Annotated in this window: 23 protein-coding genes and 2 pseudogenes; 23 read left to right on the top strand and 2 right to left on the bottom strand. The window is 26.8% G+C overall.

Translation table 11 applies throughout. The features are described 5' to 3' along the window. Positions 1 to 187: 187 nt before the first annotated feature. Positions 188 to 1,783 carry a sensor histidine kinase gene (locus ABUA17_RS08660; protein ID WP_052330601.1) on the top strand — a complete coding sequence of 532 codons (1,596 nt, stop codon included), beginning with the start codon at positions 188 to 190 and terminating at the stop codon, positions 1,781 to 1,783. A gap of 254 nt (positions 1,784 to 2,037) precedes the next feature. Beyond that, positions 2,038 to 3,651, top strand: coding sequence for a C40 family peptidase (locus ABUA17_RS08655; RefSeq protein WP_052330602.1), 1,614 nt, complete (start codon positions 2,038 to 2,040; stop codon positions 3,649 to 3,651). Between the two features lie 69 nt (positions 3,652 to 3,720). Here the strand turns inward: ABUA17_RS08655 and ABUA17_RS08650 are convergent, their stop codons facing one another. Continuing rightward, complete coding sequence (locus tag ABUA17_RS08650; RefSeq protein ID WP_042395429.1) at positions 3,721 to 4,659, bottom strand: L-lactate dehydrogenase; 939 nt, start codon at positions 4,657 to 4,659, stop codon at positions 3,721 to 3,723. 460 nt (positions 4,660 to 5,119) lie between these two features. On the opposite strand from ABUA17_RS08650, the gene ABUA17_RS08645 reads away from it, so the two are divergent. From ABUA17_RS08645 to ABUA17_RS08580, 14 genes and pseudogenes are all read left to right on the top strand, one after another. Beyond that, complete coding sequence (locus ABUA17_RS08645; RefSeq protein WP_195952674.1) at positions 5,120 to 6,523, top strand: J domain-containing protein; 1,404 nt, start codon at positions 5,120 to 5,122, stop codon at positions 6,521 to 6,523. A gap of 68 nt (positions 6,524 to 6,591) precedes the next feature. Next, the gene (locus ABUA17_RS08640) at positions 6,592 to 8,220 is read left to right on the top strand and encodes a ring-infected erythrocyte surface antigen domain-containing protein (protein WP_042395435.1); all 1,629 of its coding nucleotides are present in this window, start codon (positions 6,592 to 6,594) and stop codon (positions 8,218 to 8,220) included. A 238-nt stretch (positions 8,221 to 8,458) separates the two neighbouring features. Next, positions 8,459 to 8,830, top strand: a complete 372-nt coding sequence (locus ABUA17_RS08635) for a hypothetical protein (protein ID WP_055292310.1) — start codon at positions 8,459 to 8,461, stop codon at positions 8,828 to 8,830. Positions 8,831 to 9,247: 417 nt separating this feature from the next. After that, positions 9,248 to 10,720 (top strand): anthranilate synthase component I, encoded by a 1,473-nt coding sequence (trpE, locus tag ABUA17_RS08630; RefSeq protein WP_288161229.1) that lies wholly within the window; start codon positions 9,248 to 9,250, stop codon positions 10,718 to 10,720. Then, positions 10,720 to 11,283 (top strand): anthranilate synthase component II, encoded by a 564-nt coding sequence (locus ABUA17_RS08625; protein WP_042395442.1) that lies wholly within the window; start codon positions 10,720 to 10,722, stop codon positions 11,281 to 11,283. Before trpE ends, ABUA17_RS08625 begins: the two co-directional genes overlap by 1 nt. A gap of 128 nt (positions 11,284 to 11,411) precedes the next feature. Next, complete coding sequence (gene trpD, locus ABUA17_RS08620; RefSeq protein WP_042395446.1) at positions 11,412 to 12,419, top strand: anthranilate phosphoribosyltransferase; 1,008 nt, start codon at positions 11,412 to 11,414, stop codon at positions 12,417 to 12,419. Between the two features lie 8 nt (positions 12,420 to 12,427). Continuing rightward, the gene (gene trpC, locus ABUA17_RS08615; protein WP_055276595.1) at positions 12,428 to 13,213 is read left to right on the top strand and encodes an indole-3-glycerol phosphate synthase TrpC; all 786 of its coding nucleotides are present in this window, start codon (positions 12,428 to 12,430) and stop codon (positions 13,211 to 13,213) included. Next, complete coding sequence (locus ABUA17_RS08610; RefSeq protein ID WP_042395452.1) at positions 13,206 to 13,805, top strand: phosphoribosylanthranilate isomerase; 600 nt, start codon at positions 13,206 to 13,208, stop codon at positions 13,803 to 13,805. Before trpC ends, ABUA17_RS08610 begins: the two co-directional genes overlap by 8 nt. A gap of 8 nt (positions 13,806 to 13,813) precedes the next feature. Further along, a pseudogene (gene trpB, locus ABUA17_RS08605) lies at positions 13,814 to 14,998 on the top strand (tryptophan synthase subunit beta). Beyond that, the gene (gene trpA / locus ABUA17_RS08600) at positions 14,991 to 15,761 is read left to right on the top strand and encodes a tryptophan synthase subunit alpha (protein ID WP_042395456.1); all 771 of its coding nucleotides are present in this window, start codon (positions 14,991 to 14,993) and stop codon (positions 15,759 to 15,761) included. Before trpB ends, trpA begins: the two are co-directional and overlap by 8 nt. A 234-nt stretch (positions 15,762 to 15,995) precedes the next feature. Continuing rightward, positions 15,996 to 16,205: a hypothetical protein gene (locus tag ABUA17_RS08595; RefSeq protein ID WP_042395459.1), complete on the top strand. Its 210-nt coding sequence runs from the start codon at positions 15,996 to 15,998 to the stop codon at positions 16,203 to 16,205. A 218-nt stretch (positions 16,206 to 16,423) separates the two neighbouring features. After that, positions 16,424 to 17,350 carry a hypothetical protein gene (locus ABUA17_RS08590; protein WP_195952689.1) on the top strand — a complete coding sequence of 309 codons (927 nt, stop codon included), beginning with the start codon at positions 16,424 to 16,426 and terminating at the stop codon, positions 17,348 to 17,350. 311 nt (positions 17,351 to 17,661) lie between these two features. Then, positions 17,662 to 18,033: a MerR family transcriptional regulator gene (locus ABUA17_RS08585; protein ID WP_042395462.1), complete on the top strand. Its 372-nt coding sequence runs from the start codon at positions 17,662 to 17,664 to the stop codon at positions 18,031 to 18,033. 87 nt (positions 18,034 to 18,120) lie between these two features. After that, positions 18,121 to 18,501 carry a VOC family protein gene (locus ABUA17_RS08580; protein WP_195952688.1) on the top strand — a complete coding sequence of 127 codons (381 nt, stop codon included), beginning with the start codon at positions 18,121 to 18,123 and terminating at the stop codon, positions 18,499 to 18,501. Between the two features lie 124 nt (positions 18,502 to 18,625). Here the strand turns inward: ABUA17_RS08580 and ABUA17_RS08575 are convergent, their stop codons facing one another. Continuing rightward, complete coding sequence (locus ABUA17_RS08575) at positions 18,626 to 19,447, bottom strand: nitroreductase family protein (RefSeq protein ID WP_042395466.1); 822 nt, start codon at positions 19,445 to 19,447, stop codon at positions 18,626 to 18,628. A gap of 334 nt (positions 19,448 to 19,781) precedes the next feature. Between ABUA17_RS08575 and ABUA17_RS08570 the strand changes: the two genes are divergently transcribed. From ABUA17_RS08570 to ABUA17_RS08540, 7 genes and pseudogenes are all read left to right on the top strand, one after another. Continuing rightward, positions 19,782 to 20,660 (top strand): LysR family transcriptional regulator, encoded by an 879-nt coding sequence (locus tag ABUA17_RS08570; RefSeq protein WP_055276599.1) that lies wholly within the window; start codon positions 19,782 to 19,784, stop codon positions 20,658 to 20,660. Between the two features lie 45 nt (positions 20,661 to 20,705). Continuing rightward, a pseudogene (locus ABUA17_RS08565) lies at positions 20,706 to 21,197 on the top strand (GNAT family N-acetyltransferase). Positions 21,198 to 21,446: 249 nt separating this feature from the next. After that, on the top strand, positions 21,447 to 21,635 hold the full coding sequence (locus ABUA17_RS08560; protein ID WP_042395473.1) for a hypothetical protein: 189 nt from the start codon (positions 21,447 to 21,449) through the stop codon (positions 21,633 to 21,635). 16 nt (positions 21,636 to 21,651) lie between these two features. After that, positions 21,652 to 21,939, top strand: a complete 288-nt coding sequence (locus tag ABUA17_RS08555; protein ID WP_042395476.1) for a hypothetical protein — start codon at positions 21,652 to 21,654, stop codon at positions 21,937 to 21,939. 257 nt (positions 21,940 to 22,196) lie between these two features. Continuing rightward, the gene (locus ABUA17_RS08550) at positions 22,197 to 22,826 is read left to right on the top strand and encodes a GNAT family N-acetyltransferase (RefSeq protein ID WP_042395478.1); all 630 of its coding nucleotides are present in this window, start codon (positions 22,197 to 22,199) and stop codon (positions 22,824 to 22,826) included. A 50-nt stretch (positions 22,827 to 22,876) separates the two neighbouring features. Next, positions 22,877 to 23,722: a D-amino acid aminotransferase gene (locus ABUA17_RS08545; protein WP_055292271.1), complete on the top strand. Its 846-nt coding sequence runs from the start codon at positions 22,877 to 22,879 to the stop codon at positions 23,720 to 23,722. A gap of 220 nt (positions 23,723 to 23,942) precedes the next feature. Next, a complete protein-coding gene (locus ABUA17_RS08540) occupies positions 23,943 to 25,295 on the top strand; it encodes a putative DNA modification/repair radical SAM protein (protein ID WP_042395500.1) in 1,353 nt (450 codons plus the stop codon). The last annotated feature ends 6 nt before the right edge of the window (positions 25,296 to 25,301 follow it).

Genomic DNA, 25,301 nt, shown 5'->3' with positions numbered 1-25,301 from the left:
GGCTTATAGAGTCTGGGATTTATTTTTTTTTTGCAAAAGGGGCCTCGCACTAATTATTTAGTGCGACAGCCCCTTTTGATGTTATATGTAGTTATATATTGAAAAATGTGAATTACTTGGATATAATAGTAAGAATGTGGGGCAAAAAATGTAATAAATATAGAAAAGTATAAAAATTGAGGAAAAAATGGAGAATATATTTGAGGATGTAAGCGACTATATTGTTGTTATTAATGAGAATAAAATAATTAAGTTTTGCAACATAAAATTTGCAGAAAAATTAAATTATAAAAAAGAAGAAGTAATAGATATGAATCTAGAAGATGATTTATTGTGTAATAGTAAATTGTTTTGTAATATTAAAGATTCATATAAACTATTAAATGAGAATGATAATATATATAGTTTTAGAAGTAAAGAGAAAGGTATTAAAAGTTTTATTGGAAAAGTATATAAAACAAAATGGAATAATGAAGAAGCCTATTTGATCAGATTTAATCCAAATGAATATGATGATAAAGATAAAAATGATAATATAATAAATAAACTAGATAGAGATTTGAAATTAGCAGTTAATAAATATGAGAGAGCTGAAGCTAAAATCTCTGTGCTTTTGAACACAACTACTGATTTGCTTGGATTTATAGATAAGAACGGAAGAATAATTAGATTTAGTCAGGAATGGCATAAGTGTTTAGGCTGGACAGAGGATGATTTAAAAAATATAGCATGGCAAGATTTGTTTCATCCTGACGAAAAAGATGAAGTTATTGCTAGGGCTAGGGCAAGCAAAATGAATGGCAATTTATGTGAAGGTACAAATAGATGCAGATGTAAAAATGGAGAGTATAAAATTATTTACTGGAAAGCCATATATGTTTATGATTTGGGGATTTTTGTAGGTTCAGGTAGTGATATTACTGAAGAAAAAAAATATGAATCAGAAAGTAAAAAGTATGAAGAAGCATTTCATGCAGAATTAATAAAAAATGAATTATTTACAAATATGTCTCATGAATTTAAAACACCATTAAATATAATTTTTTCTGCAGTACAATTAATAGGGCATGGAATTAAAAGTAATCAAATTGTAAATGTCGATAACTTTAATTTAGAGAAGTATATAAATTCAATTAAACAAAATTCATATAGATTATTGAGATTGGTAACTAATATCATAGATGTTAGTGAATTTGATATGGGTTATTATAATTTAAATATGACGAATTGTAATATAGTTTATTTAGTTGAAGATATGGTTGCATCTATAGTTGATTATGTTGAAGGAAAAAATATTGATATAACTTTTGATACTGAAGTTGAAGAAGTTATGTTAGCTTGTGATCAGGAAAAAATAGAAAGAATAGTATTAAATTTAATTTCAAATGCAATTAAGTATACGAGTAAGGATAAAACTAAAGTTGGAAAGATAGATGTTAATTTATCGATTGATAATGGATATGTATTAATTTCTATTAAAGATAACGGAATTGGAATTTCACAAGAAGAAATAGGTATTATATTTAATAGATTTAAGAGAATTAATAATAAATTAAATAGAATGACTGAGGGAAGTGGAATTGGTTTAGCTCTTGTAAAGTCTTTAGTTGAAATGCACGAGGGCGAAATAAAAGTAAATAGTGAAATTGGACAAGGAACACAATTTACTTTTTCTATCCCAATTAGAACAGTTAATGATTGTTCAACTGAACATAAAAAAATGGTTAAAACAACTAAAATTGAAAGGTGCATTGTTGAATTTTCAGATATATATGAGTTTTAAGTAAATTTATAATTTTATAGAAGAAATGACAAAATGTAATTTTATAAATTGAAGATGTTTATGTGCAGAAATATGATTATAAAATCACAATTTTAATCTATAGAATATTTTAAATTTATAAAAAAATAATGCTAAAATGACAAATTTAATCTTAATAATGAATTTTATGAGAAAAGTAGTAAAATATATGGAAAAATCATTGATTAAAATATATAATTTATTATGTCTAAATATATATTTTAATAGGTGGGGATGTGAAAAATAGAATGCAGAAGAAAAAGCTAAAAAAAATAATTGCTGTTTCGGGTGTTGTAGGAGCTATGTTAAGTGCTAAAACTATACCTGTAAATGCAACTACTGTTAATAATAGTGGGGTTGCCGTGGCATCTGTAAGTAAAGGACAAGTAGTTAATGTAACTTCAACTTTAAGAGTTAGATCAGCTGCTAATACAAATTCAACGGTACTTGGAACATTAAGAAATGGTGCTACATTTGACATTATTTCAAAAAGTGGTAGTTGGTATGAAATTAAATATAATGGTGGAAGTGGATTTGTTCATGGAGATTATGTTAAGGAAATTACAGAATCTTCAACAGTTTCATCAACTGGAAAGGTAGTTAATGTAACTTCAAATTTAAGAGTAAGAAGTGGAGCCTCAACGAGTGCATCAGTATTAGGATATATAACTAATAACACTTCAGTAAGTATAGTTGGAGTGGAAGGAAGCTGGTACAAGATTAAATATAATAGTGGTTATGGATATGTTCATAAAGACTATATATTAGTTGATGGAAGCTCAAATAATACTACAAATGGAAGTACAAATAATAATAGTACAAATAACGGTAATAATGCAAGTAACGAAAGCAATAATTCTTCTGAAAATGTAATTAATAAAACGGGATATGTGTATAATGTAAGTAGTGGTGGATTAAATGTAAGAAGTGCTGCATCAACAAGTTCTACTATTTTAGGTACTTTATATTCAGGAAATTCTGTTAATATTATAGGAGAAAGTGGAAGTTGGTATAAGATAACTTATAATTCATCAACAGCTTATGTTCATAAGGATTATATAACTGAAAATAAACCATCTTCTGGTAGTGATAATAATAGTACAAGCAATGGTTCAGTTTCAAATGGAAATTCTTCATCAAGTGAAGCTATGAATGAAACTGGAGTAGTAGTAAATGTTTCTTCAAATCTTAGAGTAAGAAAAGAAGCTTCATCAAATTCATTAGTTTTAGGATACCTTTTAAATAATCAAACTGTAACTATAACAGGAAAAGAAGGAAATTGGTATAAAATTAACTTTAATGGATCTACAGGTTACGTAAGTGCTGATTATGTTAAGATAACAACTGGAACTACAAATAATGGTGGAAATACAGGAAGTACTGGTAGTACAGAATCTGTATCTAGTTCATATGAAATAGTTTTAGAAGCTTTAAAATCACAAATAGGTTCACCTTATGCTTATGGTGCAGCTGGTGAGTTAGTTACTAGAGCTTCAATTGATAGTTTAAAAGGAAGATTTCCTAGTTACGCAGCACAAGGAAAATATGATGCATTAGAGCAGTATGTAGATAGTGGATTAAGAGCTTTTGATTGTTCTGGGCTTATGCAATGGGCATTTGCTAAGGCAAATATTAATATTGGAAGAAGCACTTATGATCAAATAAATGCTGGTGTTGAAGTATCTATAAATAATATACAACCAGGAGATTTATTATTCGATAGCAATCTTGGACATGTTGCTATGTATATAGGAAATGGACAATGGATTGAATCACCTAACACAGGTAAAACTGTTAGAATAACAGATGTACGTTGGGATTCAGCTACAAGAGCTAGAAGAGTATTATAAAGTAAGAAATAGGACCATGAAATTAATAATATTTATTAATTTCATGGCTATTTTTATATTACTGTAATTTTATTTATCGTTAATTCTATCAATGTATTGCTTCATTAAGTTTGCTGATGAAACAAATTTTTCTTGCTCTTCTTTAGATAATTGAATGTTTAATACTTTTTCAATACCGTTTTTACCAAGGATAGTTGGAACACTTAAGTAAGCATCACTAACTCCATAGTAGTCATTTAAAAGTGTTGAAACAGTTAAAATACTTTTTTCGTCTCTGATAATAGCTTCAACAATTCTTGTTAATGCAATTGCAACTGAAAATGCTGTTGCACCTTTTCTCTTTATAACTTCATAAGCACAGTTTTTAACATCTTCTGCAATAACAGTTTCATTTCCTTCATCCCATGTTATTGAATTTTGTTCAGAGAAGCTTTTAACAGGAATACTTCCTACCATTAATGAAGACCAAGTTACAAATTCACTATCACCATGTTCTCCAAGAACATATCCTTCAACATTTCTTCCATCTATACCAAAATACTTACCTAATAAACTTCTAAGTCTTGCAGTATCTAAAACAGTTCCAGAACCTATAACTCTTTCTTTTGGGAATCCTGATAATTTATATGTCATATATGCAAGTATATCAACTGGGTTAGAAACAACTAATAAAATTGAATTAGGGCTTAATTCAGCAAGTCTAGGAATGAAGCTTTTAAATATTGCGTAGTTTTTATCTACTAAGTCTAATCTTGTTTCACCAGGTTTTTGTGGTGAGCCAGCAGTAATTATAATTATATCCGAATTTTTTGTATCTTCTAAAGTTCCTAAAGTAACATTACATGGACGGCATAATGAGCTTCCATGCATTAAGTCCATAACTTCACCTAATGCTTTTTCTTGATTTATATCATTTATTACTATTTCTCTTGCAATTCCTCTTTGTAGCAATGCAAATGCAGTAGTTGCACCAATAGCACCTGCTCCAATTATTGATATTTTACTCATAATTTCACCTCATTTAATTTTTACATATAGTATTTGTATTATTAATAAATATATTATAGAAATAAAAAATAATTATTATTTGTTAATAATTATATTATAGTTATATTGTTAAAAAATTGCAATATATTTACCTTATTTATGTATAAAAGGATGAAAAATAAAGAAAATTAAAGAAAAGATAAATATATTGTAAAATAAATGTTGATATAGTGAAATTAATCCAGAATATAGCATATTTATATTTAAAAATTATAATGCTTATACTAGCATCAATATAAGTTAAATAAAACCATAACTGATACTATAAAAACAAAAGGTGTAATTATAATGAATTTGATTTTTTATTATAATTTGCACCTTTTTATTTTTTATAAAATTGATATAATCAGTAATAAGGACAGCATATGCTTTTATATATTTAAATAAATAATATGTAATGTGACAATAAGGAGGCGATTTTGTGAATTATTATAAAGTATTAGGTGTTGAAGAAAATGCCTCAAAAGAAGAAATTAAAAGAGCTTATGAAAAACAAGTTGCTTATTTTAAAAGTGAAGTTAAGGATGAAAAAAGATTAAATAAATTTATAGAATTATTTGATGAGGCATTAGCTGCGTTAAATGTAGAGGAAAAAGAAATAATTCAGCCAATAGAAGAAAATGAAGGTGTATTTGATGAAGAAGTAAGTAAGTTATTTAAATCAGTAGAAGAGAAGGAAAAATCAAGAAATGTTAACGATGAAGATAAAATTATAGGGGATTGCCCTAAGGATAGCTTTGAAGAGTATTCGAAGGTAAAATGTAAAGAAATTTTAGGTGAAGACTTTAGTGAAAATAGCAATATTGAAACTAGTAATATAGCATCAGATGAAAAAAATATTGTTAATTTAAATGATGGAATGAAACTTTATATAAAAGAAGATAAAGTTGAAAATGGAATAGGTAATACTATAGTAGAAGATGCGAATAAAAGTATAAATGAAGATAAAGGTATAAATGAAGATAAAGATATAAATAAAGATAAAGCTATAAATGATAGTATATATATAAAGGAACCTCAAAATATAAATGAAAGCTATGCAACTACTATAATAATGAGTAGAGAAGAAATAGAAAGGGAAGTACTTAAAGAAAGTGCTAAAAAAAGCGAAGTACCTATATATAAATCTAAAGTTGAATTTGAAAGTGTAAATGAGTTTTTTAATAATGACTATGAGGATGAATTTGATAGTGAAGATGAATATGAAAATGACTTTATAGGAAAAGTTATTAAAAACAAGAAAAATAAAAAGAAAAGTAATATAAAAAATAAAAAAGAAAATATTAAGAAAAAAAATAATGATTCTGAAAGAAATAAAGGTTACAATAATACTAAGAAAAGTAATACAAGTAACGGTAAAAATGATGGCTTTAGTAAAAATAATAGACAAGGTGAAAATTATCAAAATGAAAGTGCAATACAGTCTGACAAAATAGGAAGACAAGCTGTAAAGGATGGAGTTAATAAAAGAATTAATAAAGTTGCAAATAAACAAAAGTCAGTAGGGGTTACTAGTATAGTATTAATACCTTTAAAAATTTTAGCACTTCCTATTATAGCTGTTTTAACATTATTAGGTATAATTTGTAAGGTGTTAAGTGTATCATCTTGGATAGTATCAAAGATGATAATTATTGGAGCAATTGCAATTAGTGCTATTCATGGTTATAGAATTTATACAGGTCAAATACCTAGGGAATATAATATATTTGTAATTTGTGCTATTGGATTTATAATTTCTATATTTTTACCAAGTGTACTTAAGTTAATTTCAAGTTCAGTGGACACAAGTAATAAAGCTTTAAAAGGCTTTGTTTTTGGGTAAGAGAAAAATAGGCTAAAATAGCCTATAAAACGGAGAATTGAAATCCATCACGAGAGGAGAATGAAAAATTGGGAAAAGCTATTGATGAAAAACATTTAGATATACAAGAAATAGAAAAGTTAAAAATAAACTTGGCTTTAGCCAATACTGAAATAAAAAAATTAAAAAAAGATATAGAGATATTAAAAAAAGCTGTCAATATTGACGTTAAAAATATAAATATTAATCCAAATGAAGAGATTGATGAAAGTAGTATTGGCTTAGATAATATTAATGAGATAGATATAAGATTTATTGATGACACAAAAGTAAAAGAAGAATATACAATAAGTGGACAAGAGTCATTAAGTGAAGATTTTTCTAAAGAGAAAAAAGAAGATACAAAAGATGAAGAAAAGAATAAATCAATTTTAGAGTTTGTTGTTGAAGAGGAGTCTATAGATGATCTTGAAGAAGATGAAATTTGTATAGAAATTAAAGAGCAAGAAGAAGAGGTTGTTGATTTAGAACTTCAAGAAACTAAAGAAAAAGCAAACGGAATATCAATGGAAGAAATTGATGAAGAAGTTCAATTAGGGTTAGAAAAAATTTCAGAAGAAATTGAATTAGGGTTTAAAAATATAGCTGATGAAATTATTGTTGAAGAGGAAATAGCTTTAGCAGTAGAGGAATTAAAAGAAGAGGAAATTAAAGAACAAGAAATAATTACGGAAGATGAAATTTTAACAAGTTCAGAAGAAGTAATTACAGAAAATAGCAAAGGTCAAAAAGAAGATACAATAAGTAATGTAGAGCATATAATTGAAAGTATAGAAAATAAAATAACAAAAGAGGATGATATTGAAAATAAAGGTCTATTCATTAAAATAAAGAAAGCCTTTATAGAAAATAATAATTATGAATGTATAATAACATTAAATAAAATAATTGATGAGATAAGTGAAATAGAGCAAGAATTAGTTAATGAAGATAAAATTGTGTTGTTATACTTAAGCTATTTTTATGATAAATTAAATGATTTACTTGAAAAGAGTGAAATAATAAATGAATTTTACATATCAGAAAATGAGGAAAGTAAATTATTAAAAATGATAATTGATGAAAAAGAATTTGACTTAAATCAAGAAGTAGATTTAAGTGTGAATAATATTTTAAAGAGAAATAAAAAGATATTTAATTCTTTAGAAACAATTATTAAAGTTAATATTATAGAAAAAATAAATAATATTATTTATAAAAACTTTGATGAAGTATTTTCTATTAATGATATTGCTTATGGTGTAGATACACTAAATATTAAAGCTTGGGTAAAGAAAAAAGACGAGGTTAAGTGGAAACTTGTTGAGGGGTTATACTCTAGTGATAATAACAAACTATATATGCTAGAAAGTGCTATTTCTATATTAAAGTTAAATTATGATAATACTTCAAAGCCTACTATTGAAGAAGATAGTAACATCTTGAAGAAGGAAGTAGCTAAGAAAAATATAAATAGTCAGGTAAATTACATTGAAAGTAATAAAATGCAAATAAAAAACGAAGATATAAATAGTACTTTAAAAATAGAAAGAGATGAAATTATTAAGGCAAAGCCTGCAATAAAAAGTAAAGATATAGATAATAATGATAGTAAGCATGGATGGGGCAAATTAAAAAATATGATTTTTAGAAAAAATAAAAAAGAGAATAAAAAGTAATTAAAAATGAGCATATCTGTAAAAAGATATGCTCATTTTGTTTATAGTTATTTAACAAAAATATAATATGAAGAATAATTGCAAAGCAGTATACGATACTATATAATATAAATATATAAACTGTAATAAAAGGGGTGGAGGAATATATATATTAAAGGTTTTTAAGAGAATATTAAGATTGTTGTAACAAAATTGACAAATTAATATAGTATAATGTTTACATAAGGAGTGATTAGTTATGGAAAATAATATAGCATTTGTAGATTCTTATCATGAAAGAAATTATATAGAGTTAGTTAAAAATTTTATGGGAAAATTAAATAAAGATTTATATATAGTATTAAAATTATTAAGTATTGATGAAGTTTATAGTGTTGCCAAAGAATATATTTACGGTACTACTATTAAATTTAAAGAATTATTAAATGACACAAGAATTATAAATACTTCAAGATTTATAGTTGAATTAGCATATAGTTTTTATACTAGAAACTTTTCAGTCAACGAGCTTTCAAGTACACGAAAACTAGATATGGACACAAGAAATTTTATAATAAATATTTTAAATTACTATGAAAAAAAAGAAAAAGAAGTAAATACATGTGCTTAAATTAAGCGAAAATATTTTTATCAAAACTAATTGAAATATTTTATTAAAAATGTTAAAATTAGTAAAAGATTAAACCGTTGAAGTGGAGATAAAAATAGATCGTGCACTAACAGAGAGTTTGGAAAGATGAGAGCCAAGCAGAACGCAGCCTATTAAATGGACCACTGAGGGCATAGTGAAAAGAGTTTTACTCCTAGTATTCTATGACGTTTGACATACGTTAGTTGTCTAGGATATGTTAGTATCTGATAAAGTGTACGATTATTTCGTGAATCAAGGTGGCACCGCGGGTGTAGTATATTCTACCCGTCCTTGACAGTAAATTATACTGTCTTGGGCGGGATTTTTTACGTTCTTTAATAGTAAGTATACTATTATAAATTTTTAAATTATTAATAGTACATTAGGAGGGAAAAGATGATTTATCCAAGTTTAAAAGAAGTAAAAAAAATTACTACGAATGAAGATTATAAAGTTGTACCAATAAGTATGGAGTTATATTCGGATATAAAAACTCCTATTGAAACCTTAAAAATTTTAAAGGGAATCAGTACTAATGTTTTTATTTTAGAAAGTGTTGATAGTACTAATAAAATGGGAAGATACACCTTTTTAGGATATGACCTAAAGCTTGAACTTACTTGCTACAATCATAAACTAAAAATTACTACAGGGACCACTATTGAAGAAGAAGTAAAGCATCCAAATGAATATATAAGAAAAATATTAAAAGAAAATAAAAGTCCAAGGATTTCGGGAATGCCTACATTTACTGGAGGACTTGTAGGATATTTTTCTTATGATTATATAAAATATGGAGAGCAGAGCTTAAATTTAAATGCTAATGATGAAGAAAAGTTTAATGATGTAGATTTAATGCTTTTTGATAAAGTAATAGCATTTGATAATTATAGGCAAAAAATAATCTTAATTGTAAATATTAAGGTTGAAAATTTAGAAGTTAATTATAGAAAAGCAGAAATTGAATTAAAGGCAATGGCAGATTTGATTATTAATGGTAAAAAAGCTGAAGAAAGACCATTAAAGATAAAGTCAGATTATAGAAGTTATTTTTCTAAAGAGCAATATTGCAATATGGTAGTAAAGGCCAAGGAATATATAAAAGAGGGTGATATTTTTCAAGTAGTATTATCAAATAAAATTGAAGCTGAAATAGAGGGAAGTATTTTAGATGCTTATAGAGTTTTAAGAAGTACTAATCCATCACCTTATATGTTTTATTTTTATAGTAATGATATTGAGATATCAGGAGCTTCACCAGAAACTTTAGTAAAACTTGAAAATAATAAGTTATATACTTTCCCACTAGCTGGAACTAGAAAAAGGGGAAAAGATGAAGAGGAAGATTTGGAGTTAGAAAAAGAACTTTTAGCTGATGAAAAGGAATTAGCAGAACATAATATGCTTGTTGACTTAGGTAGGAATGATATAGGTAAAATAAGTGAAATTAATTCAGTAAAAGTTGATAAATATATGAGTATAGAAAAGTTTTCTCATGTAATGCATATAGGTTCTACAGTATCTGGGACATTAAGATCAGATAAGGATGCATTAGATGCAATAGATTCAATATTACCAGCAGGTACATTATCAGGAGCACCAAAACTTAGGGCTTGTGAAATAATAAATGAGTTAGAAGGAAATAAAAGAGGAATATATGGTGGAGCTATTGGATATATAGATTTTACGGGAAACTTAGATATGTGTATTTCAATAAGACTTGCATTTGCAAAGAATGGAAAGGTGTTTGTAAGATCAGGAGCTGGTATTGTTGCAGATAGTGTTCCAGAAAATGAATATGAGGAATGTATAAATAAATCTAAGGCTGTTATTAATGCATTAAATATTGCAAAGGGTGGGATTAGATAATGATACTTTTAATAGATAATTATGATAGTTTTTCTTATAACCTTTATCAGCTTATTGGAACTATTGATTCTAATATTACTGTAATAAGAAATGATGAAAAGAGTATTAAGGAAATTGAAGCAATGAATCCAGAAATAATAATTATTTCACCAGGACCAGGAAAACCTAAGAATGCAGGAATTTGTATTGATGTAGTTAAGTATTTTAAAGGGAAGATACCTATATTTGGGGTATGTTTAGGTCATCAAGCAATATGTGAGGCTTATGGAGCAACAATTACTTATGCTAAGAACTTAATGCATGGTAAGACAAGCATAGTTAATGTGAATAATGATAGCAAGTTGTTTAGAGGGCTTAATGAAAAAATAAAGGTTGGAAGATATCACTCTTTAGCTGTAGATAAAAATACTTTACCATTAGAGTTATCAGTAATAGCAATGACTGATGATAATGAAGTAATGGCAGTTGAAGATAAGAAAAATAAAGTATATGGTGTTCAGTTTCATCCTGAATCAATATTAACTAAGGATGGATTGAAAATAATAAATAATTTATTAAGTTAAAAATAATTTATTGTACTTTGCCTTAAGGGAATATTCATAAATTTAACTAGAGATGTTCACAAATTAAAAGAGAAAGATTCGTAAATGAAAAGTTCTTTAAAGGCAAAATAAAAGAGGGGGCAATTTAAATGATTAAAGAAGCAATTATTAAACTAAGCAATAAGCAAGATATTGGTTATAACATGGCCAAGGAAGTTATGAATGAAATTATGAGCGGGAAAGCAAGTGATATTCAAAAAAGTGCATATTTAACTGCATTAAGTATGAAAGGTGAAACTATTGGAGAAATCACTGCTTCAGCAGAAGAAATGAGAAATCATTGTATAAAGCTTTTACATGATAAAGATGTACTAGAGATAGTGGGAACTGGTGGAGATGGATCTAATTCATTTAATATTTCAACTACATCATCAATTGTAATTGCAGCTGGAGGGGTACCAGTTGCTAAGCATGGAAATAGAGCTGCAAGTAGCAAGTGTGGGGCTGCGGATGTATTAGAAGCTTTAGGAGTAAATATAACTATTTCGCCAGAAAAAAGTACTGAGTTATTAAATAAAATAGGTATTTGTTTTTTATTTGCACAAAATTATCATATTGCAATGAAGTATGTAGCACCAGTAAGAAAAGAGCTTGGAATAAGAACTGTATTTAATGTGTTAGGGCCACTGAGTAATCCTGCAGGAGCAAATATTGAGCTAATGGGTGTTTATGATGAAGAATTAGTAGAACCTTTAGCTAGAGTCTTAGATAATTTAGGCGTAAAAAGAGCATTAGTAGTTTATGGGGAAGATAAATTAGATGAAATATCTATGAGTGCAGCTACTAAAGTTTGTGAAATTAAGAATGGAAAATTTTATTCTTATAAAATACGTCCTGAGGACTTTGGATTTGAAAGATGTAATAAAGAAGAATTAGTTGGAGGCAGTCCTAATGAAAATGCAGAAATTACTCTTTCTATTTTAAATGGAGTAAAGGGTGCTAAAAGAAATGCTGTTGTTTTAAATGCTGGAGCAGCTTTATATTTAGGTGGAAAAGCTGATTCAATAAAAGATGGTGTTAGATTAGCAGAAGATATTATTGATAGTGGAAAGGCTAAAAAGAAATTAGAAGATTTCATTAAGTTTTCTAATGAGTAGGTGATTAAATGATTTTAGATGAAATAGTTGAAAAGACAAAGGTTAGATTAGAACAGAAGAAAAAGGAAAAGCCTTTTGATTTAGTAAAAAAGGAAGCACTATCAATAGTTGAACAGCAATTTTACTTTGAAAAAGTATTAAAAAGTAAAGAAATATCATTTATTTGTGAAGTTAAAAAAGCATCACCATCAAAGGGAATAATAGCAGAAGAATTTCCTTATTTACAAATAGCAAAGGATTATGAAAAAAGCGGAGCAAATGCAATATCAGTCTTAACAGAGCCATATTTCTTTAAAGGTGAAGATAAGTTCTTGAAAGAAATAGCCAGTGAAGTAAAAATTCCTGTATTAAGAAAAGATTTTGTAATAGATGAATATATGATATATGAAGCTAAAATCTTAGGAGCAAGTGCAGTATTACTTATTTGTTCAATATTAAATGAAGATACTTTAAAAAAGTATATAAAAATAGCAGATAGCTTAGGATTATCAGCATTAGTGGAGGCTCATGATGAAGATGAAATTAAAATGGCTTTAAGAGCTAGAGCAAGAATTATAGGAGTAAATAATAGAAATCTTAAGGATTTTACTGTTAATATAAATAATTCTATAAATTTAAGAAAGCTAGTACCAGAAGATATTATTTTTATAGCTGAAAGTGGAATAAAAACTTCGGAGGATATAGAAAAGTTAAGAAAAGCTAATGTAAATGCAGTATTAATAGGTGAAACTCTTATGAGAAGTAAGGATAAAAAGACAGCCTTAGAGTATTTAAGAGGATACAAATATGAGTAAAGTAAAAATAAAATTTTGTGGGTTGTTTAGAGAAAAAGATATTGAATATGTAAATGAGTTAAATCCAGATTATATAGGCTTTGTATTTGCTAAAAGTAAAAGACAAGTTAGTATAAAACAAGCAATAAAATTAAAAAGTAAATTAAATACTAATATTAAGGCTGTTGGAGTTTTTGTTAATGAAGATATTGAAAAAGTATTAGAGATAATAGATAAAAATATTATTGATATAGTTCAACTTCATGGAAATGAAAGTGAGGAGTATATAAAAACTATAAAAGAAAGGAGTACAAAAGAAGTTATAAAAGCAATAAAGGTAAACTGCTTTGAAGATATTGAAGTATGGAAGGATTCTTGTGCAGATTATTTATTGTTAGATAATGGACAAGGGACAGGAAAGACATTTAATTGGAATAATATAAAAAATCTTAATAGACCATTTTTCCTTGCTGGTGGATTAAATTTAGAAAATATAAATGAAGCTATTTTAAAGGTAAAACCAATGGCTATAGATATTAGCAGTGGCATTGAAACTAATGGAGTTAAGGATTTTGAAAAAATGAAGGAAGTAATAAAGATTGTAGGAAGGTAGGTAATTTTATGAGTAAAGGGAGATTTGGAATTTACGGAGGACAGTATATAGCAGAAACATTAATGAATGAACTTATTAATCTTGAAGAAAAATATGAATTTTATAAAAAGGATAAAGAATTTAATGAGGAATTAAATAAATTACTTAATGAATATGCTGGGCGACCATAATTATTGTATTATGCAGAAAAAATGAGTAAAGATCTTGGAGGAGCAAAGATTTATTTAAAAAGGGAGGATTTAAATCATACAGGCTCTCACAAAATAAATAATGTTCTTGGACAAGCTTTGTTAGCTAAAAAATTAGGTAAAACAAGAATAATTGCAGAAACAGGAGCAGGGCAACATGGTGTAGCAACAGCTACTGCAGCAGCCCTTTTAGGGTTAAAGTGTGAAATATTCATGGGGAAGGAAGATACAGATAGACAAGCCTTAAATGTGTATAGAATGAAGCTTTTAGGGGCAAAGGTTCATTCTGTAACTAGTGGAACAATGACTTTAAAGGATGCTGTTAATGAAACTATGAGGGAATGGGTAAGTAGAATTTCTGATACTCATTATGTTTTAGGATCAGTAATGGGACCGCATCCATTTCCTACAATAGTAAGGGATTTTCAAAGTGTTATAAGTAAAGAAGCAAGGGAACAAATATTAAAGGTAGAAGGAAAGCTACCTAGTGCAGTTATTGCTTGTGTTGGTGGTGGAAGTAATGCAATTGGAGCTTTTTATAACTTTATAGAAGATAAAGATGTACAGCTTATTGGATGTGAAGCTGCAGGAAAAGGTGTAGATACAGCATTAAATGCAGCAACTATGGCTAATGGAACAGTAGGTATATTTCATGGAATGAAGTCTTATTTTTGCCAAGATGAATTTGGGCAAATTGCTCCAGTTTACTCAATATCCGCAGGTTTAGATTATCCGGGGATTGGACCTGAACATGCATATTTAAATGATATAAAAAGAGCTAAGTATGTACCTATAACTGATGATGAAGCAGTTGAAGCCTTTGAGTATTTAGCAAGAACAGAAGGGATTATTTGTGCAATAGAAAGTGCACATGCTGTAGCTTATGCTATGAAAATAGCAAAGAATTTTAGCTCTGATGAAAATATTATTATTAATCTTTCAGGAAGAGGAGATAAAGATGTTGCAGCAATAGCTAGATATAAGGGGGAAGAAATTTATGAGTAAAATATATAAAGCATTTGAAAGTAAAAAGGCATTTATAGGTTTTTTAACTGCAGGTGATCCAGGGGCAGATAAGACTGTAGAATATATTTTAGAAATGGAAAGAGCAGGGGCTGATTTAATTGAAATAGGAATACCTTTTTCAGATCCAACAGCTGAAGGTATAGTAATTCAAGAAGCTAATATTAGAGCATTAAAAGGTGGAATGACAACTAGTGGAGTTTTTGAAATTGTAAAAAAGGTAAGAGAAAAAAGTAATATTCCATTAGTATTTTTAACTTATATTAATCCGGTTTATAAGTATGGGTATGAAAAATTCTTTGAAGAATGTAAAGAAGTTGGAATTGATGGAATTATTATTCCAGATGTACCTTATGAAGAAAAACATGAAATTGAAGATATAGCAAATAAATTTGATGTTGATATTATTTCTTTAATTGCACCTACTTCAGAAAATAGAATAAAAAAAATAGCAAGTGAGGCTAAAGGATTTATTTATGTAGTTTCTTCTATGGGGGTTACGGGTGTTAGGAATGAAATAAAAACAGATATATCAAGTATAGTAAAATCAATTAAGGAAGTTACTGATATTCCTTGTGCTATAGGTTTTGGAATTAATAATTCAAAACAAGCAAGGCAAATGGCAGAAGTAGCAGATGGAGTTATTGTTGGAAGTGCAATTGTTAAGATAATTGCAAAATATGGGGACAATGCGCATGATGAATTATTTAATTATGTGAAAGAAATGAAAGATGCAATAAAATAGGAGTTCAACATGTATAAAATTTGGTTATTAAGAAGTGCTGTTGCATAACTAAGAAAGTTATAATCCATGTTTAATATAGATAAAACTGTAGAGGTAGTGTGAAGTAATTATTATAGATGAGTGGCTAAATTTAGAATATAAATTTTGTATTTACGCATACCTTATAATAAGAGCATAAATTTAGTAAGTGTGCTTAAAAAAGTAGTACATGAAATGTTGTAAGGAAGTGTAAATATGCTATCAGAAATTGAAAAGCTAAGGGAAGAGATAAAATACTATAAGCGAGAAAGAGATGATTGGAAAGTAGATATGAAAATGCTCCATGCAAAGGAAAAAGTACAGGAATTAGATAATAAAATTCAAGAATTACAAGATAAGCTATATGACATGGAATTTAAAGAGTTAGTAAAAGAAGAAAGCCAACATAATAATATTCAAGGGTAAAATAAAGCCATAAATATTGAATGTTTAAACATCCAATATTTATGGCTATATTATTTAATTGTTAAATAATATATTTGAATTAGAGGTAAATAAACATATTCATTTAAAAGTTATTTTAAATAATTACTTGAAAATTATGATTAATATAGTATAGTTTTAAATATATATGTTTAATAAAAATACAGTAGAAAATCATTTGTATGTAAAGGAGTACTAGGATGGGGATATTTGATATATTTAATAAAAAGAAAAATAACGTAGAAAAAGTTGAACATAAAGTTCCAGAATATTATGGAGTGACTAGTGATTTATTAGGTGAAGTAGAAGATTTAGCTTCAAAATATTTAGTAGATGAAAGTATGTTAGATATATATAGCAAAGATAAATTAGAGGTAAAATATCTTAATGAAGCAAGACAAGAATTAGAAGAGGCATTAAAAAATTTAAACAAATCATTAGAAGAATATTATGATAATGAATATACTATTGCTAGTGCTACAAAAGAAAAAGATAAGACATTCCCATATTCATTAGAGGCTTTAGTGGTGTTATTTAATAATTCACTTGATTTATATGCTGAAAATGAAAGTGCATGGGATACTTTAAATTTAGCATATAATAAGTGTAATGGTAAATTAAACAAAGTAAAAGAAGTATTAAGTGATGATGAAGCTATTCAAAAGTTTACTGGACTTAAACCTATAGTAAAAGAAGAGGAAAAGATAGAGGAAACTGAAGTTACTAATGAAGAAAGCAATGAAGAGGTTGCATCAGATGCTTCAGTAGTTGTTGAAAATGTTAGTGATGATGTTGATGGAGACATAATAGTTAATACTGATAAAATTAAGATGTATTTTATTAGAATAAGCAGAAATGAAGATGATTCTTTAAATTTAAATTTATGTATTGAAAATAAAACTGACAAAAATGTTGTAGTAGAAAGTAAAGAAGTTATAGTTGATGGAAGAAGCACAGAACCAGTATTTAACTGCAATATTTCAGCAGAAACAAGAGTGTTTGATAAAATGATATTTAATACTAATGTTGATCAGTTAGTTAATTTAGAATGTTCAATTACTATGAAAGATAGTAATACAAATGAATTATTAGAAGAATGTAAAGTTAGTATGTTTAAAGAAAATTAATTATAATAAATATGAAGTGGTAGATATTTTTTAATTGTCTACTGCTTTTTTTACTTCTTAATAGAAAAATTCAATAATTATTAATGCGGTATAATATTTTAGTAGTCGAAGAATAAGTTTTTAAAAAAGTGAATTTAGTATTAAAATCAAGAATTTAACTTTTCATTTTAGGCTAGAAATTTACAAAAAATATTGACTTGGAGTTAACTCCAAGGGGTATTATTAAATTATTAAGAAAAATGAAATATAATATTTTATAGGGAAATAGATAAAGTTAATTAAATACTTAAAAGGAAGTTGAGGTTAGTAGTATGACAATTGCAGAGGTTAGTAAAAAATACGATATTTCAGCAGATACATTAAGATATTATGAGAGAGTAGGAATGATTCCACCAGTAACTCGTACAGCAAGTGGTATTAGAGATTATCAAGATAGTGATTTAGGATGGGTTGGCCTTGCTAAATGTATGAGAAGTGCAGGGCTTCCAGTTGAAGCAATGATTGAATATGTAAGATTATATCAAGAGGGAGATTCAACAATACCAGCAAGATTGCAGTTATTATTAGAACAAAGACAATCACTTTTAGAACAAAAAAAGAAAATAGATGAAACTTTAGATAGACTTAATTATAAAATTTCAATATATGAAGATGCAGTAAAAACAGGAAAGCTTTCATGGTAAAAGTAAAATGTATTGTAAATTAATTACTGGTTAAAACATAAATATTAGAGTATAGTTTAACTTATACAAAAATCTGGAGGAAATCAAATGATGAATAAAATTGGAAAAATAACAATATACGTAAATAATCAAGAAGAAGCTAAAGAGTTTTGGACTAAGAAAATGAATTTTGTTGTAAAACTTGAACAACCAATGGGGCCAAATATGAAATGGTTAGAAGTTGGACCAAGTGAAGATTCATTTACTACTTTTGTAATATATGAAAAGAACTTAATGTTAGCTCAAAATCCACAAGCAAATGTAGGTCATCCAAATATAATTTTAAGTACTGATGATATTGAATCTACTTATAATGAAATGAAAACAAATGAAGTAGAAGTTGGGGAAATTATGAAAATGCCATATGGAAGTATGTTTAAATTTAAAGATATGGATGGAAATGATTATTTAGTTAGAGAAGATAAGTAAATAATATTAATTTTAATATAAAAGGTTTAAATTAATATGAAATAAAAGTATATGTAAAAAGCATCATAAACTAAATATGATGCTTTTTATATATAAAAACGTTAATATTAATATGGCGAAGTTTTTAAATCCAATTTACATTAGCTTCTTTTCTAGGAACAGTTCTCTTATATCTAACATCTGGATATCCAATAACTAAGCAAGAAACTATTGTATTACCATCCTTAATTCCAAGTAAATCTAAAATTTCTTTATTGTCTTTAGATGCAATTAATAAAAATCCACTAAAGAAAGTACCAAGTCCTAAAGCATCTGTCATAAGCTCCATATTAGAAGAAGCTAATCCACCATTAATAGGATTTGGAGTAGTAACAAATATTACTGATGGTGCATTAAAAAATATTCTATCATTTTTTAAAGGATCTTCTTTGAATTGATTATAACTATGAATCCACATATTTGCATATCTTTTTAAATGCTCAGTTTCAGGAGTTAAGTTAGCTAATATATATTCTCCTTTTTTCTTTAAGCTTTCATAAGCTAATTCTCTAAGTTCATGTAATTTATCTGTAACTACAGTATAAGAAACATCTTGGCTATTAGTAGAGGTTTGAGTGAACCTTCCAGCTTCAATAATTTGTTTTAGTTTTTCCTTTTCTACTGGAATATTTTTAAATCGTCTAACACTTCTTCTAAATTTAATAAAGTTTAAAAGATTTTCAGCTTCTACAGTGAAAGTTTCTTTATTATAAGGTTTTACTTCAGACATATTATAATCATCAGTTGAAACAGCATCTACAGGACAGACTGCAACACAGTGAGCACATTTTATACAACCTTCATTATTTATATCAGCTTTACCATCTTTTAATGAAATAACACGTGTAGGACAATCTTGAATACATTGTCTACAAGCGATACATTTTTCTCTATCTACTTTAAACATATAAACACACTCCTCTTTTATATTTTTATAGTTAGTATTTTTTGACTTTTATATTCATAAAATTTATAATTAATCCATTAGTTAATAAAAAGTAATGAATCAATATTGATATTATAGCACTATTTATTAGAGTAGGTCTAATTCAATATATTCATAAATGTATAACTAAAAGTTATAGATTTGTTTTGAAGTTAAGGATATATATATAAATTAAAATAAAGTTTTAGATTAATTTACACAATATGTAGTAGTTATATTAATGGAATTAAGAGTATTATAAATTTAAGTTATATTCCTTTAACAAATTAGATAAAAATCAGTAGGAGATATAAAAATGAATTTACAACAATTACAATATTTTAAAGTGATTTCACAAACAAAGAATTTTACTACAGCATCAAATATATTATCAATAACTCAGCCTGCTTTAAGTAAAGCAATTTCAAAATTAGAAGAAGAATTAGATGTACAACTATTTGAAAGAGAAGGTCGTAATATAAAAATAACTAAATATGGAGAAGTATTTTTAAAATATGCAGAATCAGCATTAAATGATATTGAAAAAGGCATAGAGAAAATACATGATATGAAAACAAATAATGATAATATTATTTCAATAGCATCAACTTATTGTATAGGAGCTACATTTATTCCATTTTTAATAAGTAATTTTATAAATTCACATATTCAAACAAGATTTAATTTTAATAATCAAAGTACAGAAGAAATTTTTAAAGATTTAAAGTATGAAAGAGTAGATTTGGGGTTTTTTGATAGTATTGAAAAGATTGATAAGTATTCAGAAATAGAAACAATATTAGTTAAGAAAGAGGAGTATGTTTTAATAGTACCTAAAAATCATCATTTAGCAAATAGAGAGGAAGTTGAGCTGAAAGAGTTAAAAGATGAGTATTTTATAGCTTATAATGATAGGAATAATGAGAAAAAAATATCTTATTCAGAACTTATAGGATATACACCTAAAATAGCAGTTGAGCCAACAGAAGCAACTATGCTTGCAAGTTTAGTTGCTGCAGGAGCAGGAATTGCAATAATTTTAAATACACCAATGATAAATACTAATAAGCTATCTATTATAAAAATAAAGGATTATATTGGACGTAAGAATATTTATATGGGATGGAATAGAAATTCATATTACTCGAAAACTATAGAAGAGTTTAAAAAGTATGTAATTAAAGATTTGAAATAAAAGGTATTACATTAGTAAATATAAAGAAGAAAGAGGAAAAATATAATGAATATAATTGTTAGAAAATATGAAGAAAAATACTTAGAGGAAATGATTAAAATATGGAATGAAGTAGTTGAAACAGGAATAGCATTTCCTCAGATGGAGACTTTATCATTGAATTCAGCAAAGAATTTTTTTGATGAATAAACATATACGGCAATTGCAATTGATGAAGAAAAGTCAGAAGTGTTAGGATTATATATTTTACATGCTAATAATGTAGGAAGATGTGGTCATATATGTAATTCAAGTTATGCTGTAAAAAAAGACTGTAGGGGCCTACATATTGATGAAAAACTTGTAATTGATTCTTTAGAACAAGGAAAAAAATATGGCTTTAGAATAATTCGATTTAATGCGGTAGTGGCAAGTAATATACATGCAAGAAATTTATATGAACGTTTAGGATTTAAACAATTGGGGGTTATACCGGAGGGATTCTTAATGGAGGATGGACATTATGAAGATATTTGTCCATATTATAGAGAATTATAAAAAGGAGATGTTATGGATAAAAGGTATCAATACTAAATAATATAAAGTATTTATATAAATAATAAAGAAAAAATAGTAACTGTGAAACTTTAAGTTTTGCAGTTATTTTTATAAATAGGTAAGGGTAAATTTAGTTGTTATAAATATAAATTAAAATTAAGTTATATTTTTACAAAATATTAATGTATAATTATTTATAAGAATATCTATATCATTTATTAAGTGAATTATATTATGGGGGTATATATTATGAATTACAAATTAACTAGGAATTTGTGGATAATTTCTGGGGTGCTTTTTTTTATAACTTGTATAATAAATATTTTTAGTAAAAGGACATTTGCTTTGATTTTATTAGACATAGTTGTAGTTATTTTATCTTTTATAAATGCTTATATTCAACATAAAAAAATATATCAAAACAAAGATAAGGAGTAAAAAGGGAGGGGTTATTTTGAAATCATTAAAAGTTATTAGTGCAATAGAATTAGTATTAATGGTGTGTAGTACAATAATTAATATTTTAGGATATGCTGATAGAATATCAATGTCTTATGTTAGAATTTTATTTCTTATTGTAATTTTATGTGGGATGATTATAAATTTCCTAATAGTAAGAGAGCAAAGAAAGAACTTAAAAAAATCTAATCCTGAAAATAAAAGTGTATTATTATTACTAGTTGTACTTATAATAGGGACAAGTTGGATAGTATCATATGGATTTGCAATATTCTCGAAATAGGTATTAATAAAAATTTAAATGCTAGCAATGTAGTATAGTGATATTTAGTTTTTCCTTTTGAATGTATCTATAAATTTATACTAAAGTACCATTTTAGTTAGAATGTTTAATGTTATATGAAAATAATGTATAATGTAAAAAACAATTTTTTATAATAGGTTAACTTATATTAATTAAATGATACAAAAGTACCTCTAGAAGGGATAGATTAATATTTAAATCAATCTATTGTGAGTTAAAATAAAAGGAGAGCAGTTATGGAAATTAGGTTAGAGCAATTAGTAGTAAGATTAGAGCAAAAAGATGATTATAGAGAAGTAGAAAATCTAACAAGAGAAGCATTTTGGGATGTATATCGACCAGGATGTAGTGAACATTTAGTATTGCATAAATTGAGAAATGCAAAATCATTTATTAGTGATTTAGATTATGTTTTTGTAGTAGATAAGAAAATTATAGCTAATATTGTTTATACAAAGATGTTTAATGAGAAGGGTGAAATGCTTAATGATGTAATTGCCTTTGGACCAATTAGTGTACATCCTGAATATCAAAAAAGAGGTATAGGGAAGAAGATAATTGAAATATCAATAAATAGGGCAAAAGAACTAGGGTATAAGGCAGTTCTTATTACTGGAAATGATAAGTTTTATAATCCATTAGGATTTGAAGGGGCATATAAGTATGGAGTTACTTTGCCAGGAATGTCTGTAGAGGATAAGGCAGAATTTTTTATGGCAATGGAATTAGAAAAAGGTTATTTATCAAAGCATAGTGGAGTTTATAATTTTGATTCTTTATTTAATGTTACTGATGAGGAGTTAGAGAAATTCGAATTAGAATTTCCAAAGAAAGAAAAAAGGGAGCCAAGAGATACTGATTTATAAAAACGGATGGTTATAAATAAGCAATAGAGGTTTTAAAAGAGGGGTAATACATGAAAAATATAGGATATTATAATGGGGAATATGGATTAATAGAAGAAGTAAAAATACCAATGCTTGATAGAGGAATTTATTTTGGAGATGGGATTTATGAAGCTACATTTTCGATAGGTAATAAAATATTTGCATTAGATGATCATTTGGACAGATTATATAGCAGTGCATCATTATTAGATATTAATTTACCTTTTACTAGAACAGAAATAATTAATATATTGGAAGAGTTAAATAGTAAGGTCGATTCAAAAGTAAAGTTTATATATTGGCAAGTAACAAGGGGGACAGCACCTAGAAAGCATATATATAATAAAGAAATAAAGGGCAATCTTTATATAACAATAACTCCATTTGCTGAAGTTAAGGATTATGAAAAAAAGCTTAAGCTTATTACTGTTGAAGATACTAGATTTTTACATTGTAATATAAAAACATTGAATTTAATTCCAAATGTTATGGCTTCTCAAAAAGCAGATGAAGCTGGATGTGATGAAGCGGTTTTTCATAGAGGAGATATAGTAACTGAAGCATCACATAGTAATGTTCATATAATAAAAGATGGTGTATTTAAAACTCACCCAACTGATAATTATATTTTGCCTGGTATTTCAAGAAAACATATAATTGAAATTTGTAAGAATAATAATATTAAGGTTGATGAAACAGCATTTACAGTAAAGGAAATGATGGAAGCAGATGAGGTATTAGTAACTAGTTCAAGTAAATTAATAGTACCTGCTTGTGAAATCGATGGAATAAAGGTTGGGGGAAAAGCCCCTAATATAGTTAAATTACTTCAAGATGAATATTATAAAAAGGTTGATTTAGAAACAAGTTTGTAAAATTAAAAAAATAATCAGAGCTTAGATAATGTAGAAATATATTTATCTAAGCATTTTTTATTGGAGTTATTTAATTTGAGATTTTTATAATAAGTTTATTTTATAAATAAGGTTGAAATAAAAATTAATATATATAGCTAAAATATAAAAGAACACTTGTTCATTAAGCTTTGTTGGGCTATAATGTAGCTATAGATTATTAATAAAGCTGGTGATTAAAATGGATATTAATGAAAAGCTAAGAATTTTAAGTGGTGCTGCTAAATATGACGTGTCTTGTTCATCTTCAGGCTCTAATAGAAGTTCAAAAAAGGGTGCAATAGGTTCAGTTTCATCAAGTGGGATTTGTCATAGTTTTACTCCAGATGGACGTTGCATATCTTTACTTAAAATATTATTAAGTAATTGTTGCATATATGATTGTGCTTATTGTATAAACAGAAAATCTAATGATGTGGAAAGAGCTTCTTTTACAGCTGAGGAAATAATAAATTTAACTATGAATTTTTATAGACGCAATTACATAGAAGGATTATTTTTAAGTTCGGCAATAATTAATAGTCCTAACTTTACTATGGAGTTACTTACTACAGTAGTTGAAAAACTTAGGGTAGAATATAATTTTAGAGGATATATTCACTTAAAGGCAATTCCAGGTGCTGATGAGGAACTTATTAAAAAAGCAGGTTCATATGTTGATAGAATGAGTGTAAATATTGAATTACCATCATCAAATTCATTAAAGCTTTTAGCTCCAGAAAAGAAAAAAGAAGAAATATTTAAGCCAATGAGTTTAATAAAAAATAACATAATCTCTAATAAAGATGAACGTAAAAGGTATAAATCATCACCAATATTTGTACCAGGAGGACAAAGTACACAGCTTATTGTTGGTGCAACAAAGGAAAATGACTTAAATATATTAAATTTAACAGAAAATCTTTATAATAAATTTGATTTAAAAAGAGTTTATTATTCAGCTTATGTACCAGTTAATAATGGTGGAAACTTACCAGAAATTAAAAATCCACCAACACTTAGAGAACATAGATTGTATCAAGGGGATTGGCTTTTAAGGGTATATGGATTCAAGGCCAATGAATTATTAGATGAAAAGAATCCTAATTTTGATATTAATTTTGATCCTAAAACTACATGGGCTTTAAATAATATAGATAAATTTCCAGTGGAAGTGAATATAGCATCATATGAAATGTTAATTAGAGTACCAGGAATAGGAATAAGGGGAGCAAGAAAAATTATTAGTGCTAGAAGAATAAATTCTTTAGATTTTATAGACTTAAAAAAACTAGGAATAGTAATAAAAAGAGCACAATATTTTGTTACTTGCAAAGGAAAGTATTTTGGAGCTGTTGCTTTTGATGATGTTAAGATACGAAGTGCATTAAAACCTAAATTTGATTTAAATATTATTGATGAAGATGTTGAGCAAATATCATTTTTTAATAAGGATATAGGAAATATTATTTTAGAGGATAATGGCAGCTATTCTACTGAAAAGAAAGTTTTATTATTAAATGATAAAGATACGTCAATAAGTGGGGAGTTATAAGAGGTG

Source organism: Clostridium sp. RTP31139st1_H3_RTP31139_211217 (genome assembly GCF_040227035.1).
GTDB classification, from domain to species: domain Bacteria; phylum Bacillota; class Clostridia; order Clostridiales; family Clostridiaceae; genus Clostridium; species Clostridium saudiense.
Note: the sequence above shows the minus strand (reverse complement) of the source record. Positions and strands in the feature narration are given on the sequence as shown.

Excerpts from the sequence above, each read along its gene's own strand:
- ABUA17_RS08660 (WP_052330601.1), top strand. The coding sequence starts at position 188 with ATGGAGAATATATTTGAGGATGTAAGCGACTATATTGTTGTTATTAAT.
- ABUA17_RS08650 (WP_042395429.1), bottom strand. The coding sequence starts at position 4,659 with ATGAGTAAAATATCAATAATTGGAGCAGGTGCTATTGGTGCAACTACT.
- ABUA17_RS08635 (WP_055292310.1), top strand. The coding sequence starts at position 8,459 with ATGGAAAATAATATAGCATTTGTAGATTCTTATCATGAAAGAAATTAT.
- trpE (WP_288161229.1), top strand. The coding sequence starts at position 9,248 with ATGATTTATCCAAGTTTAAAAGAAGTAAAAAAAATTACTACGAATGAA.
- ABUA17_RS08625 (WP_042395442.1), top strand. The coding sequence starts at position 10,720 with ATGATACTTTTAATAGATAATTATGATAGTTTTTCTTATAACCTTTAT.
- trpD (WP_042395446.1), top strand. The coding sequence starts at position 11,412 with ATGATTAAAGAAGCAATTATTAAACTAAGCAATAAGCAAGATATTGGT.
- trpC (WP_055276595.1), top strand. The coding sequence starts at position 12,428 with ATGATTTTAGATGAAATAGTTGAAAAGACAAAGGTTAGATTAGAACAG.
- ABUA17_RS08610 (WP_042395452.1), top strand. The coding sequence starts at position 13,206 with ATGAGTAAAGTAAAAATAAAATTTTGTGGGTTGTTTAGAGAAAAAGAT.
- trpA (WP_042395456.1), top strand. The coding sequence starts at position 14,991 with ATGAGTAAAATATATAAAGCATTTGAAAGTAAAAAGGCATTTATAGGT.
- ABUA17_RS08595 (WP_042395459.1), top strand. The coding sequence starts at position 15,996 with ATGCTATCAGAAATTGAAAAGCTAAGGGAAGAGATAAAATACTATAAG.
- ABUA17_RS08590 (WP_195952689.1), top strand. The coding sequence starts at position 16,424 with ATGGGGATATTTGATATATTTAATAAAAAGAAAAATAACGTAGAAAAA.
- ABUA17_RS08585 (WP_042395462.1), top strand. The coding sequence starts at position 17,662 with ATGACAATTGCAGAGGTTAGTAAAAAATACGATATTTCAGCAGATACA.
- ABUA17_RS08580 (WP_195952688.1), top strand. The coding sequence starts at position 18,121 with ATGATGAATAAAATTGGAAAAATAACAATATACGTAAATAATCAAGAA.
- ABUA17_RS08575 (WP_042395466.1), bottom strand. The coding sequence starts at position 19,447 with ATGTTTAAAGTAGATAGAGAAAAATGTATCGCTTGTAGACAATGTATT.
- ABUA17_RS08570 (WP_055276599.1), top strand. The coding sequence starts at position 19,782 with ATGAATTTACAACAATTACAATATTTTAAAGTGATTTCACAAACAAAG.
- ABUA17_RS08560 (WP_042395473.1), top strand. The coding sequence starts at position 21,447 with ATGAATTACAAATTAACTAGGAATTTGTGGATAATTTCTGGGGTGCTT.
- ABUA17_RS08550 (WP_042395478.1), top strand. The coding sequence starts at position 22,197 with ATGGAAATTAGGTTAGAGCAATTAGTAGTAAGATTAGAGCAAAAAGAT.
- ABUA17_RS08545 (WP_055292271.1), top strand. The coding sequence starts at position 22,877 with ATGAAAAATATAGGATATTATAATGGGGAATATGGATTAATAGAAGAA.
- ABUA17_RS08540 (WP_042395500.1), top strand. The coding sequence starts at position 23,943 with ATGGATATTAATGAAAAGCTAAGAATTTTAAGTGGTGCTGCTAAATAT.